Consider the following 13,341-nt stretch of genomic DNA (forward strand, 5'->3'; position numbering starts at 1 on the left):
TACATTCACTTACCAAAAGATAGTTGTTACCTGTGGGTAAGTAGTTACCGCCAGGTAAGTAGCCTTTTCGAAATCTCTATGAAAAGTACAGAACCGGTTTGCCAGTACGAGCTTAAGGCTGCGCGGGATGCCATGGAGGTAAAAAAGCTTTGAGACCAAGTAAACTAAAATATAAGCTTATAACCTGCACCACGAATGCTCATAAGCTGCACGGTTTCATCATCCTTCAACATTTTACGTAAATGTGACATAAAAACATCCATGCTGCGCGCATTATAAAAACTATCATCCCCCCAGATTTTGAGGAGCGGCACTTGCCTGGGCATTAAGGTGTTTTTGTTTTGTAGCAACAGTTCCAAGAGCGCGGTTTCCTTGTAAGACAGCGCATGCGTTCCAAGTGGTGTTATCAACTGCTGCGTGAGCGTATCAAACTCGCATCTGCCAAAACGCACGCGGGTAGACAGGCTTTCTGTTATCTGGTCCGAGCTGCCGAAGCGATGCAGCAATGACTCTATCCGAACGAGCAGCTCTCCTATGCTAAAAGGTTTTCTGAGATAATCGTTTCCGCCGCTCTTGAAACCCTTGATTACATCTTCGGTCAATGATCTGGCACTTAGAAAGATGATAGGAACATTGCTATTCTGCTTTCTGATATCTTCGGCAAGTGTATATCCGTCTTTTAGGGGCATCATGATATCGAGTACGCAAATGTCCGGCTGGCCCGACTCGAAAAGCTGTAATGCCTGCTGTCCATCAAGGGCCGTATCGACATCGTAACCACCATTTTTTAGACCATCGCCGATAATTTGTGCCAAGGTAGGCTCGTCTTCGGCATAGAGAATTTTATACTTCATGGTAAGATGGGAGAATAATATCAAAGGTGCTGCCTTTTCCCGGCTCGCTTTGAAGCTTTACCGAGCCGCGGTGCTTCTCAACGATTTGCTTCACGTAGTGCAGGCCCAGTCCCGAGCCCCTGACCGTATGTATGTCCGCGTTTTCAGGCACCCGGAAAAACCTTTCGAAGATCTGTTCCTGGTATAATCCCGGAATTCCCGGACCATTATCCTGAAAGCTGACATGGATATCTTCTAAGCCGCATTTGCATGAGATGTTGATCCTTACATTTTTGCCGCCATACTTCAATGCATTGTCAATGAGATTGTAAAAAACATTGATTAAATGCACCGGATCGCCATCGGTAAAGCAGGGTTCGCTGGCCGGGTGGTAAGTGATAACAGCACCTGTCTGCTCCTGGCGCAGCTGCATCGAAGAGACCACACTGGCTAATCCTTCCTGTACATCATACAGTTCACGGCGCAGTGACACCTGCCCGTTGTCGAGCTGATCAAGGTTAAGTACTTTGTCGATCATCAGGTTCAGGCGCTGTAACTCCGACTGGCTGATCTGAATATAGTTGTTCAATTTGACCGGTTCCCGGACGAGATCGTAGCGGGTAATGGCATCAAGAGCAGCCTCAATGACCGAAACAGGGGTTTTTAATTCATGGGTCATATTGCTGGTAAATGCCAGCTGCGCTTGTGTATAAAGCCGCTGACTGTGCATTATTTTAAACAGAAAGAAAAAGGCCGCGCCGGTTAATATAAGCATGAGCAGCGACGAGCCAAGATAATAGCGCATCCGGTAAAGTACGACGCCATTGATGGATTGAACCGCCAGTTGATAGGTGTGCAGAAAAAAATTCAGGTTATAGCCAAATTGCTGGCTCCGATAGGCCGCTTGCTGCGCCTTTTTCCAGACAGCAGGAGACTCGGGCTTACCGCTGTCATAATCATATATGACATGATAAGTATCCAAATCAAGTTCCGCCCGCAGGCATTCGACCTTGACAAGACTGTCCATTCGGGCCAGGTCGCGTTTATCAGCAGCCGTTATCGTTTGCAAAGTCTCGCCTTCGTCGTAAATACGAATTATTTTTCGGTGGCTTGCTCTGGGTTTATCATTGGCAATATGAATTCCAATGGTGACAATGGTGCTATCAGGCCTGATCTGCGAGCTGAAACTGCCGCCAAATTGACGGTCCCGCAGTCGTGTAAAGGCCTGTTTGATTTGTAGCCAGTCTGGGGAAAGAAAAAAATTCTTGAAGTTTTCACTGTTCTCGTGCCCCCCGGCAACGCTCAGGTAATCGCTTTGACTTGCCGCGTTGGCCACGGCCTGATCAAGGTCACGTTTTACCTGCACTTGTTGCGCGCGGAACAGCTGGTCAAGCCAAATAACCTGCAGGCCGACACTGGCCAGCATCACTAATGCAACAAGTGGATACGCATATCGGTTGGAAAGCCATTTCATGCCACTAAGTTCAGCATATTGCTGCATTCATGACAACGCAGGGCTACGATTTAACCATGTTTAACATTGCTTAACCCGCCATTAGGCAGGCCAAAGGTAGGTTTGCAGCATGAAAAAATTAGCAACATTTTTAATGATGATCCTGCCCTGCCTGGCCCACGGACAAATGCAGCTGCGAGGCCAAGTAGTGGATCAGGCAGGCAAGCCGCTCGATGCAGCAACCGTTATACTGATGCAAGGTGAAAAACAGATTGCGCTGGCGTTTGCTGATGCAGGAAACTTCAACTTGACCTTCCCGGCAGGCGGCACATACAGTATTGCTGCAAGCCTTGTTGGCTACCAACAGGTCCAGATGCTGGTGGAGCTTCCAAAAGACAGTCTTGTTCTCATCATGCAGCAGGACAACAAGCAGCTCAATGAAGTCACCGTTCTCTTCCGCAAGCCACTGGTCGAGCGCAAAGTTGACCGGGTAACATTTAATGTTGAGAACAGCATTCTGGCTTCGGGGAGCAGCGCCTGGGAATCACTCGGGAAAGCGCCCGGTGTTCAGGTTAATAGTAGCGAGGAAATAACTGCTAACCGTAAAAATGTACGTATATACATGGATGGAAAGCCGCTGAACCTTTTCGGTGACGATCTATCCGCCTACCTGAAAGGCATCCCGTCTCAGCTGATTGCTCAGATAGAGGTTTACTCAAACCCTCCGGCGCAATTCGATGCGGCAGGGGCATCCGTTATCAATGTGATCACTAAAAAAGGCGGACAGCAGGGACTCAATGTAACCCTCAATGCAGCTGCAACCCAGGGAATCTACCTGGGACATAACAACAGCGCTACTTTTAATTACAGGAACAATAAGCTTAATCTCTATGGAAGTTACGGTTTTGCGCACAGGCATAATTTCCAGGATCATAATGTGGCTATCGACTACGGCACTTCTTTCTGGAGTAGCCCGAACCGTAGTATTTACAAGTCGGACAACCATAACTATCGTTTGGGAGCAGATTATCAACTGACCCCCAACCAGGTGATAGGCTTCCTGGTGACCGGAAGTAACCGCACCGGCTCTTCTGAAGGACATACGAAAACCCGTATTACCAGCAGTCCAATGGCACTGGATTCGACATTAAAAACGGACAACATTGCGACTACCAGGGGTAATCAATATGCTTATAACCTTAATTATAACATGAAGCTCGATTCCGACAAGCAGAGCCTGAATATCGATGTCGATTACTCACCTTACCAAAGCAGGACGAATTCGTTTGCCGACAATATCTCATTTTTGCCCAACGGCCAGCAAACCGCGAGCCAGTTCCATATATTTACGCCCAGCGCCCAGCACATTGATATTTACTCCGGCAAGGCATACTATACCTACCAGTTGTTTGGCCATTGGGAAGCAGCCTCAGGCGTAAAGTATAGCAGTACAAAGAGCCGTAATGATTTTGATTATTATAATCGGAGCGAAACAACGGTAACGGCCATTCAGGCGAACTTCAACCATTTCATATACCGCGAAAAGACCGCTGCCGCCTACACTTCACTGTCGGGAACCTTTGGGCAATGGACGCTGCAAGGCGGATTACGGGCTGAGCTTACCCGGACAAAAGGTTACTCCATAACACTGGATTCATTGAATGAACGCAGCTATTTCAAAATATTCCCCACTGTATTTGTCCAATATAAAGCCAGTGAAGATCACCAGTTGCAGTTCAATTATGCATACCGGATTGAGCGTCCCGAATACAACCGGTTGAACCCTGCCAAACGGTATGCTTCACCATTTAATTTCTATGTTGGCAATCCCTCCCTGCAGCCTGCATTTGTACACAACGCCGAGCTAACCTATACTTACAAGCAGGGATATAGCATTACAGCTTACTACACCACAACACAGGATGTTTTCACCAACATCAATGTGCAGGACAATCAGACCAAGCTTTATTATGGAACACAGGCGAACCTGGGTTTGAGCGCGAATGCAGGTGTCCGTTTATCAGCAGCATTTCAGCCGGGCAGCTGGTGGGATATCAATGTAACGGGTGGGGCTTACAGACTGCGGGAAAAATCAGCCTATCTGTCCAGCGCATTCGACTATCACCTGTTTTCTTATGATGCGACCCTGATGCAGTCCTTCACCATCCATAGCAAGGCAGCAATAAAGGCGGAGATCAGCGCGACTTACAATGGGCCCGGCATTCAGGGGATTTACTGGGCAGGGCACAATTCGCAAGTGGGCGCAGGTGTAAAAACAAACGTCCTTCGCGGCGCAGGCACATTGCGGCTGGCTGTTAATGATATCTTCAACACTTTCAATAATAAAATCCGGATCAGATATCTCGACCAGAAAAGCAATTTCCTGCACCACGCCGAAAGCCGTAACGTGTCTCTAAGCTTTTCATATCGTATCGGAAACAATGTAACTGCTTCCCGAAGCCGAAGTACAGCCAGCGAAGAGGAGCGGAAACGTGCGCAGTGACGCATCTGTTTCACTCGGCTAAAAATTTTTTATTTAAAAACGCTGGAAAAGGCGGGATTTAACTTAGGTGAAAAAACAGGCGATCTTTTCAGGAGAACTTTGGATCAACAAAACTTAAAAAACAATAACAAAATGAAAAGATCAGCAAAAGCACATTGGAGCGGCGATTTAAGTACCGGTCATGGCCAGTTATCAACAGACAGTAATGTCCTGGATAAAACACAATATTCATTTAACACTCGTTTTCAAGATGGCATCGGCACAAACCCCGAGGAGTTGTTGGCAGCAGCACATGCAGGCTGTTTTACCATGGCATTAGCCTATGCATTGTCACAAAAAGGAACGCCTGCAAATGAACTGGATACCAAAGCATCTGTAAGTGTCGACCTGGCCAAAGGTGGAATTACCGGCATAGAACTTACGCTTAATGCCGCAGCAATCGAAGGCGTACCGGCCGATTCATTCCTGGAAATCGCAAATGATGCTAAGCTAAACTGCCCTATCTCAAAGGCGTTAAGTGGTGTATCGATCAGTTTGAAAGTTACTTACGGCGAGTTACAACCAGCTATTTAATTAAACTCTAAAAACAGAGTCCGGCAATGTGCCGGGCTCTGTTTTTTTAATTGTGTACATCATGTCAATAGGAAATGAACATAGCAAAAATGAAGGATCCAGATCACAGAGTAAAAAAGCCATAGCCATATTTTTGCTTTTGACTTTTGCTTTTAGCGTTGTTGTCTGGGTATTAACGATTCGCTCAGGCGAAGGCCGGATCAGTGGCAGAATATTTGGCTATGGCATTATGTGGTGCCCGGCGCTGGCAACCTGGCTGACGTGCAGAATCATGAATTACCAAATAAGCGATCTTGCCTGGCGATGGGGCAAGCCAAAATACCAGGTATGGGCGTATCTCACTCCTCTTGCTTACTCTCTGATCGCTTACCTGCTTATATGGCTAACAGGCTTGGGAGGATTTTACAATAAAGAGTTTGTTACGGAAGCAGCAAAATCCATGGGCTGGGCTGGTTTATCTCCCGGCGTGTTCATCCCTTTATTTTTTGTGATTAATGGGGTTATTGGCCTTTTCGGGAGCATGAGTACAGCATTAGGTGAAGAGATCGGCTGGCGCGGATTTCTGGTACCCCATCTTCATAATATTACCGGTTACACCTATACCTCATTGATTAGTGGTATGATCTGGGCCATTTGGCATTACCCTCTTATTATTTGGGGACATTATAACGGTGGCACCCCAATCTGGTACGGGCTGAGCTGTTTTAGATTAGCAGTGGTTAGCGCAAGCTTTATCTATACCTGGTTCAGGCTGAAATCAGCGAGCCTGTGGACAGGTGTTATGCTGCATGCCAGCCATAATTTATTCATCCAGACTTTTTTTACACCTATAACCATTGTTTCCAGCAGCCAGACCCATTATTTCATAGATGAATTTGGCGCTGCGCTTGCAGGCATAACCCTCCTAGCAGCGATTTACTTCTGGACCCACAGGAAAGAAGTGCTATAAATGTGCTTGTTAAGCAGTGTCATTGTTTTTTATCCGCTTCCTTATCCTGCTCAGGGATGGATTTGTTATACCTAAAAAAGAGGAAATGTGATAGGCTGGAATACGCTCTATGATATTGGGGTGTTCTTCCAGCAGCCGCAGATATCGCTCTTCATGCGAAAAGAAGACAAATTCTTCTGTGCGCGTCTGGGCGTAAGAGAAGAAAAGTTCTGCCAACAGCCTTCCGAATTTCGCCCAGTTGGCATTCGTTTCATATAAACTATTAAGGTCCTTGTAGGAAATAAAAACGATTTCAGAATCTTCCATCGCTTCTATGAAATACCAGCAGGCTTTTTGAGAAATAAAGCTCCTGAACGAAACGACAAACTGATTCTCTGAAAAGAAAAACAGATTCTTATCTGTATCTGTTTTCGGATCATGGTAGTATATGCGAAAGATCCCTTTTACGACTAATCCCAAGTCATTGCAGACCATGCTTTGCATATTAAAAAAATCCCCTTTTTTAATCGTCCGCGGCTTCCAAAAGTGTTTCCCCTGTTCAATGTCCTTATCTGTTAGCGAAGCAAAATCCCGCAGATGCCGGGCGATAATTTCATTTTTGTCACTCATAATAAATTATTGATTGATACAAATCTGCGATAGCTGAAAAGCAAAACGGATCATTTTACGGCAAAACAAATTTACAAATGAGCCGTGGTTTCCAGCTTATGTGCATCAGAATAATACACCGGTCAGATTAGACCGGCGCATGAAAAAGCCTAACAAAAGACTCAGCCATGGACAGGCGTATTTTTAATTGTTTTGCTTAGACGGAAGGCCGCCAGTAAGAAGTAAAACGCGCCAAAAGCGGCGTAACCAGCCAGGGTATTCACCCCGGTTCCGGGCGTATGTGCTTTTAGAAATATTGAAACACCGGCCAGCATAGACTGACCACCACTAATAATCATTGGCCATTGACCGTCCATTTGTTTACGTCTGTGCAAGCCTAAGATAAGTTGTATCAAACCAGTCAGGATTGCCCATGCGCTAAAAACGATTAATGCCTCGGCAATACCCTTTTGTAGGGCCATGAATACTGCAACCGCTGTGATGATACCGATGGCAACGTTTACATATTGCGGTGTTTTGTTGGCAGAAGGTGGGTTCGACCTGATATCAAAAAACGTTGCGATCACGTCCCATACCGGATAGATAATGAACAGGACCATTGCAATAGAAGCATTTGTATTGGCTAAGGTTGTTACCAACAATATCCACACAATAGAAAATGCAGCGCGTGTGAAATAAAGTGTCCGCAGCGATTTGGCGGTTTGAACAGCCTCATTGGAGAAGGCAGTGCTGGATGTGTCCGGTGATTTCATGACGTAATGTTTTGTTTTTGTTACGTCAAAGGTCAGCGCTAATCACCTGCCCGTTTTTCACCTAAGTTAAAATCCGGGAGAAATACTTAAAGATTCGTCATTCATTTATTTAGCTGACGGTCTTGGGAAAACCGATCACGCATCTGCGACAAAGAAAAAAGCGCCCTTTGGAGGCGCTTGTGATCCCGCTGGGATTATATTTTTTGAGGTAAAAAATTGCTTATCAAGTAGTTGCACCCTGCCAATCTTGTACTCACCGACTCACTCACCAAATTGTCGTAAGTGGCTTGCAATTGGGTCAAATATAATAAATTCAGAGATTGTTCTGCCAGAGACATCGTGAACAATATGATTTTTAATGAGCCTGTTAAATTGATTCTTAATTCTCAGGTGTCCAGGATATCGGAACAATCCTCGTCTGCATGCTACTGCTTGTTTTATAAACGTATTTAATTTGACCAACGAAAGTTTTTTCAGGGAACTTTGAAAATAGCACAGGCTTGATAAGAGATTCTATCTTTTCAAAGTCCTGGTCGCTTTCAAGATAATTTTCATTATGCTGAATAATCACAGAAATATATTTTGATGGACTGTCTTCAATTTGGTCATAAACTCTAATGCTCGCTGTTAAATACTGACCGAGGCTGTCTGCAAAAAGCTTTTCCGCCTCTTTGCTTGATTGGTCGTCATACGAGGACTCAACAAAGTCTATTTTCTTTTGTTCAATCGGCGGCATAAGAGCTTTAAAGGGTAGTATTAACAACAACATAAGTCCGTATGCTATCACAACTGGGATCAGTGCCTGCCCAATTTCAACCTTTGGTTGTTCAATTGCTCCGTCAAATACGACTAACTTAGTTCCTGCAATTCTGTCACCAAATCGTCTATTGGAATTTGTCAATGCTACTAATACTTCAACAGGCCATAAAACAATTGACAAATTGCGTATGAAACATTTCATTGGGCTTGCGACCAACCCTGTTTCATTATCAACGACTTGCAGCTTCAAAATTCGCTTTGCAATGCTCTGACCATTAATACAGTCTTTACAAAAATATAACGCAAAGCCTATTAGATTGACGTATAGGAATGTTCCGCCCAAAAAGTCAATATTTTGTTGTTCGTGTGTTACTTCAAATGCTCGTGCGAAGGTGAAAATCATTCCTGGTAGGTAAAACACCATGGCGATCATAGTCATAAAGAAATGATCTAGTAACATCGACCCCAGTCTGGTGCCTACGGAAATTTGTTTGGACATATTGGTCATTATTTTAACTGATAAGGGATCGTGACAAATATAGTAGTAAACTATCGGTGAAAATGAGAGGAATCGAGATTTTCATTGACGGGAGTTCTAGGTTCATATCGACATTGCTCGCCCACTAGTTTGAGCAATCAAAGGAGCGCATTGGCGTTACGTCTATGCAGTTCGTTTCGATAGTTTAATAGGCGTCTTGCCTCAGGTTTTGGAATAAGACCTCATTTTAAGAGCAACTGGGAATATTATAGAACTCTCCCGCCAGCGACTACGGAGCGTTTGGGCGGGCCAGATTAGTTTGTAACACAAACTGACTATCAGGAGCTGGAAAGGTTAGTGGATGCTTATGCAAACATGGCACTTTACGAACAACTCGTAGTCGATGGTCAACTAACCAAAGAGAAAGGCGTGACATACCTGGTGTTAAGCCCTGCAAAAGCGGGCAAACATCGGATTGGCAAGACCTATGAATATGATTCACGAAACAAAGTGGTCAAAGTGCCATTGAAACGGCAGGAATGATCAATGAACAGCCATTTTGATCCTTAATTTGATCTCAAATAGGCAATTGGGTGAAATTCTGGGTCAGAATAGGCATGGTTGCTCCACTTTAAGCAAAGTCAAAAGCCATTTTAAGAACTTTTGAGCTGGAATCGGCATGTGCGGTGGTTTCCTCCACAGCCAGCTATCGCCGGTACGTCGCAAAAAGCGACTCCCCGGCGGGAGCTGGCCATGGGAAAACCCCTGGACCCCTGCTATTCGCCTCCGGCTCATAGCTAATCAAGAAAGACAAATGGAAAATCAGAAACAAAAAGGCAGACCACCTAAGGAAAAGGGCACTGCCAAAAGAGATCACTTCTCAGTCTGGGTAAGCGCTGACCAGAAAAGACAGATCAACGAGCTGATCGAAAAAAGCGGGTTTTCCGCCAGCCAGTACTTTTTGACATTGGCGCTTGATGTACCTTTTAAAAGACCACAGAAAAGATCGCTACCTAGGGCAACCGCTGAAACGGTTAAGGTGCTGCAACAACTTTCAGGCGTCTTGTCACTAGCAGCCCTAAAGACCAAGGGGCACCAGATGCTTTCAGACCAGTGGCAGCAGAGTAGCCAGCGGGTTAGGCTGCTCGCAGATCTTATCACCCTTTGGGTGTTTGAAAGCTTTGAGATCCGAAGCGTGAAAAAGGCGTTCGACGAGCTTCTCAAATGGTCAGATGAGCTTACTTCTTATCTTTCTCAAATGCTACCTGAAACCGAAGGCAAACATCAGCTACTACTAAGATGCAGTTCGACCAGTCGCCTGATCGGTGATTTGCAGCAAAAATATGAGGCCTACTATTCGCAGCCACTTGAAGAGCTAACGCCGCTGTGGAAATCTGGTGAAACAGATGCCCTTGCCGTTCACGCTGAGATTGAAAAAGCTTTAAGTGCAACCATGAAAAGGATGAGGCTATGATTGGAAAAGCAAGCCTTGGCAGCTACGCCAAAGGGCTACTTGAATATTGCTATTACGACAAGCATGTCTCCGCAAAGATGCGCCAATGCCTGGATGAGCAGGATGTCCGAGGGGAATTGGTTTACATTCAAAACCTCGGTATAAAAATGCATGCAGATGGAAAATTGGACCTGAACTATTTGATCAACCAGTTTAACAGTAATCATACGCAAAATACGAACCTGAAAAAATTCATGTGGCACCAGTCATTTAGCTTCGCGCCAGGCGAAAAGCCCGGCAACGAAACGATCGCAGAGATCTCCACGGAATTTGCCAGGGAGTTTGGGTTTGAACAGAACCAGATGCTGGTTTTCAAACATGAGGACAGCGCTAATTTGCACTTTCATATTGTAGCCAACCGCATTAATTGCGATGGTAAAAACACCTCAAAGCATTTTCATAACTATGCCAGAACTGGCGACTTCTGCCGCAGAATGGAACAACGGCTTGAATTAGTCCAAGCGCCGGAAATGAGGATCAATAAGCGACAGGGGCTTGAAAATATCCTGACTGACAAGCAGCATTTGAAGCTCAAATTATCTATTGACCAGCTTCTAAATACCACAGCATCGATTGACGAACTTAAAGCCAAATTGTTAACCCAAGGGTATAAGACTTATGTTGGAAGAGGGATTGCATTTTATAACATGCGGAAAAATATCAAGATTAAGGGCTCTGACTTAGGACGGAGCTATTCGCTTGCCTGGATTGAAAAACGGCTGGCTCAAAACATCGGAATCGAGGCTAAAGAGCAGTTACAGCAGCAGCAAAAAAGGCAGAAAAAACAGGGCCTGGGTATTTAGATGCCAGTTTCTAGGGAGAATGACTTATTTTCGTCCTCAAAAACAACCCATAACACCATGAAACTGAAAGCAATTAAATTCTTTTCCCCAGAGGAAAACGTTTCTAAGGTCAAGGCCACCCCAAAAGCAGCACCGCTTCCGATTGGTTACATTTCTAACTCCGGCAAGCTTGTTTTTCCGGCGGCGGTGCTTCGCGATTTGGAAATTGATCCAGAGTCTGCCTATTTTAAAATCGGTACACAGGAAGGAAAGCGGAAAATCAAATCTCTATATCTCGTTCCGGCTGTAAATTCGGATCAAACCTTTTCGTTCGAAAAAAGTGGTAGAGGTCATGTGATTCCACTGGCTATTATTCTGAAAAAAGGGAATGTCAACTTTGAAAATGAAAAGCTGGTTTTCAAGATTTCCACGTTTGACTTTGATCAGGCGACGAAAGGATATGAGCTTGCGATTGAGAACGAAGTGCCAAAACCAGAATACACAGGTAAGCCCCGCGGCAGAAAGGCCAAAGCGGCAGCTCACTCGAAATAAATCCAGTCGCCTGTGAGCAGCTATTTGCTTACAGGCGGCTGATTTCACAATAGATTCGTTAACTTTTGAGCCTAAAAGCTCCCGGCATCTCTTACCTTGACGACCATGCAGCAGCCCAAAACACTTGAAAAACCTGATTTTGCCCCCAAATGGTTTTGGGATTTGGACTATGAGAAGATAGATTGGCAAGCGTCTTATAAAACGGTTATTGCCCGGATTATAGAGCGAGGTAAAGAGCAGCAATGGCAAGAATTGGTCCGCTTCTACGGGTTGCAGAAAGTCGTTGACACTGTTAAAAACGAAATTGTGTTCCTGCCTGATTATGCCATTGAAGAGGCCTGCACATACTTTCCTATTAAAAAAGAGGAAATGCTATGCTACACGAAGAAACAGTCGAGGCCAGCACACTGGCTTTAATCCGCCGGTTGATGGCCGATGAAAATCTTGCGGATTTTTACCTTGTTGGTGGAACGGCATTGTCCTTGAAGTTAGGGCATAGGATTTCCATCGATATCGACCTTTTCATCGGCAGAGATTTTGACTCTTCTGCGCTAAATGAGCATCTAAAAAAGGCGTATGGACTGACTGACGAAAAACAGGTCAAGAACGGCGTCTTCGGATTTATCGATGATGTTAAAGTGGACTTCATCAGCCATCAATATCCGCTTATCAAACCCGCAGAGCTAACGAGTGGGATCAGGATGCTTTCTCTGGAAGATATCGGCGCGATGAAGCTTTCGGCAATCGTGCAAAACGGAAGCAGGATCAAGGATTTTATCGATGTCTATTCTCTTTTGGAGAAGTTACCGCTGGGAGTGCTCGTAAAAGCTTACGCAGATAAATATCCTCAGGCCAGTCCGCAAATTGCCAAGGCAAGTCTACTGTACCACCAGGACATCGATTTTTCGGTGCCAATCAAACTACTTGATAGAAAATTCGATTGGGACGAAACAAGTATGCGTCTTAGCCAGGCTGTGTACAGACCGTGGATTACATTTCAGCCGGAGGAAGATCAACCTTCACAGAAACAGCGAAAGGGGCGAAGATTATGAGACATTTAGAAGTAACCAATGAGAAAATAGCATACGAGCTAATGCTGCTCTTTCAACGTCTTCAACAATTCAAGTTTTTCGCGTTCGCTTTGTAATAAACGTTCATACAGTTCAATCACCTTATCTAGCGGATTGAAGTTACAAACATTGTATGAGCCCATTGGTCCCTGATTGATACTATTGTCACTAAAATTGTTAAAGTAATTGAAGACCGCTTCCTCACTAAAGTTCTTGATCCCTTCTGGCGTCACTCCGAGAATGTTTGCAATCTGCTCCAATATTTGATCCTCCACGGTTTCACTTTGCTCGATTTTCGACACAGTTTGCTGGCTAATGTTTAGCTGGTGGGCAATATATTCCTGCTTCAGACCCCGCAGTTCGCGAATCCGGCCGATCTTGTAACCAATATGACTGGGTTTTGTTGCTGTGCTCATGGTTACAAATAAAAGAAATATCCGGGCCAACATCAACAGGTCGCTTTAAAGTGTTTTACTAACGTTCTATGGTAGGATACAACTTGCTATGGTTCGGCA

Annotated in this window: 15 protein-coding genes; 9 read left to right on the forward strand and 6 right to left on the reverse strand. The window is 44.9% G+C overall.

The window, feature by feature from the left end; translation table 11 throughout:
• Positions 1–164: 164 nt before the first annotated feature.
• Both ASG33_RS19045 and ASG33_RS19050 read right to left on the reverse strand, forming a co-directional pair.
• Positions 165–854, reverse strand: a complete 690-nt coding sequence (locus ASG33_RS19045) for a response regulator transcription factor (protein WP_056289034.1) — start codon at positions 852–854, stop codon at positions 165–167.
• Positions 844–2,307 carry a sensor histidine kinase KdpD gene (locus tag ASG33_RS19050; RefSeq protein ID WP_056289037.1) on the reverse strand — a complete coding sequence of 488 codons (1,464 nt, stop codon included), beginning with the start codon at positions 2,305–2,307 and terminating at the stop codon, positions 844–846. The genes ASG33_RS19045 and ASG33_RS19050 overlap by 11 nt, the downstream gene beginning before the upstream one ends.
• A gap of 109 nt (positions 2,308–2,416) precedes the next feature.
• Between ASG33_RS19050 and ASG33_RS19055 the strand changes: the two genes are divergently transcribed.
• From ASG33_RS19055 to ASG33_RS19065, 3 genes are all read left to right on the forward strand, one after another.
• Positions 2,417–4,789, forward strand: coding sequence for a TonB-dependent receptor domain-containing protein (locus ASG33_RS19055; protein WP_082489319.1), 2,373 nt, complete (start codon positions 2,417–2,419; stop codon positions 4,787–4,789).
• A gap of 132 nt (positions 4,790–4,921) precedes the next feature.
• Complete coding sequence (locus tag ASG33_RS19060) at positions 4,922–5,362, forward strand: OsmC family protein (protein WP_056289045.1); 441 nt, start codon at positions 4,922–4,924, stop codon at positions 5,360–5,362.
• 61 nt (positions 5,363–5,423) lie between these two features.
• Positions 5,424–6,311 (forward strand): type II CAAX endopeptidase family protein, encoded by an 888-nt coding sequence (locus tag ASG33_RS19065; protein WP_056289048.1) that lies wholly within the window; start codon positions 5,424–5,426, stop codon positions 6,309–6,311.
• Between the two features lie 9 nt (positions 6,312–6,320).
• Here the strand turns inward: ASG33_RS19065 and ASG33_RS19070 are convergent, their stop codons facing one another.
• From ASG33_RS19070 to ASG33_RS19080, 3 genes are all read right to left on the reverse strand, one after another.
• A complete protein-coding gene (locus tag ASG33_RS19070; protein WP_056289051.1) occupies positions 6,321–6,920 on the reverse strand; it encodes a Crp/Fnr family transcriptional regulator in 600 nt (199 codons plus the stop codon).
• A gap of 161 nt (positions 6,921–7,081) precedes the next feature.
• Complete coding sequence (locus ASG33_RS19075; protein WP_056289055.1) at positions 7,082–7,672, reverse strand: DUF308 domain-containing protein; 591 nt, start codon at positions 7,670–7,672, stop codon at positions 7,082–7,084.
• 379 nt (positions 7,673–8,051) lie between these two features.
• The gene (locus ASG33_RS19080) at positions 8,052–8,930 is read right to left on the reverse strand and encodes an RDD family protein (protein WP_162242762.1); all 879 of its coding nucleotides are present in this window, start codon (positions 8,928–8,930) and stop codon (positions 8,052–8,054) included.
• 354 nt (positions 8,931–9,284) lie between these two features.
• Between ASG33_RS19080 and ASG33_RS19085 the strand changes: the two genes are divergently transcribed.
• The 6 genes from ASG33_RS19085 (at position 9,285) to ASG33_RS19110 (ending at position 12,808) form a co-directional block, all read left to right on the forward strand.
• Positions 9,285–9,452, forward strand: coding sequence for a hypothetical protein (locus ASG33_RS19085; protein WP_157474857.1), 168 nt, complete (start codon positions 9,285–9,287; stop codon positions 9,450–9,452).
• A 271-nt stretch (positions 9,453–9,723) separates the two neighbouring features.
• A complete protein-coding gene (locus ASG33_RS19090) occupies positions 9,724–10,383 on the forward strand; it encodes a hypothetical protein (protein ID WP_056290471.1) in 660 nt (219 codons plus the stop codon).
• A complete protein-coding gene (locus tag ASG33_RS19095) occupies positions 10,380–11,225 on the forward strand; it encodes a relaxase/mobilization nuclease domain-containing protein (protein ID WP_056289065.1) in 846 nt (281 codons plus the stop codon). The genes ASG33_RS19090 and ASG33_RS19095 overlap by 4 nt, the downstream gene beginning before the upstream one ends.
• A gap of 57 nt (positions 11,226–11,282) precedes the next feature.
• Positions 11,283–11,756, forward strand: a complete 474-nt coding sequence (locus tag ASG33_RS19100) for a hypothetical protein (protein ID WP_056289068.1) — start codon at positions 11,283–11,285, stop codon at positions 11,754–11,756.
• A gap of 105 nt (positions 11,757–11,861) precedes the next feature.
• Positions 11,862–12,173: a DUF6922 domain-containing protein gene (locus tag ASG33_RS19105; RefSeq protein WP_056289071.1), complete on the forward strand. Its 312-nt coding sequence runs from the start codon at positions 11,862–11,864 to the stop codon at positions 12,171–12,173.
• Positions 12,131–12,808 carry a nucleotidyl transferase AbiEii/AbiGii toxin family protein gene (locus tag ASG33_RS19110; protein ID WP_082489320.1) on the forward strand — a complete coding sequence of 226 codons (678 nt, stop codon included), beginning with the start codon at positions 12,131–12,133 and terminating at the stop codon, positions 12,806–12,808. Before ASG33_RS19105 ends, ASG33_RS19110 begins: the two co-directional genes overlap by 43 nt.
• A 38-nt stretch (positions 12,809–12,846) precedes the next feature.
• Here the strand turns inward: ASG33_RS19110 and ASG33_RS19115 are convergent, their stop codons facing one another.
• Positions 12,847–13,242: a helix-turn-helix domain-containing protein gene (locus ASG33_RS19115; protein ID WP_056289080.1), complete on the reverse strand. Its 396-nt coding sequence runs from the start codon at positions 13,240–13,242 to the stop codon at positions 12,847–12,849.
• Positions 13,243–13,341 lie beyond the last annotated feature (99 nt).

The sequence above is a fragment of the Dyadobacter sp. Leaf189 genome, from assembly GCF_001424405.1.
Classification (GTDB): Bacteria; Bacteroidota; Bacteroidia; order Cytophagales; family Spirosomataceae; genus Dyadobacter.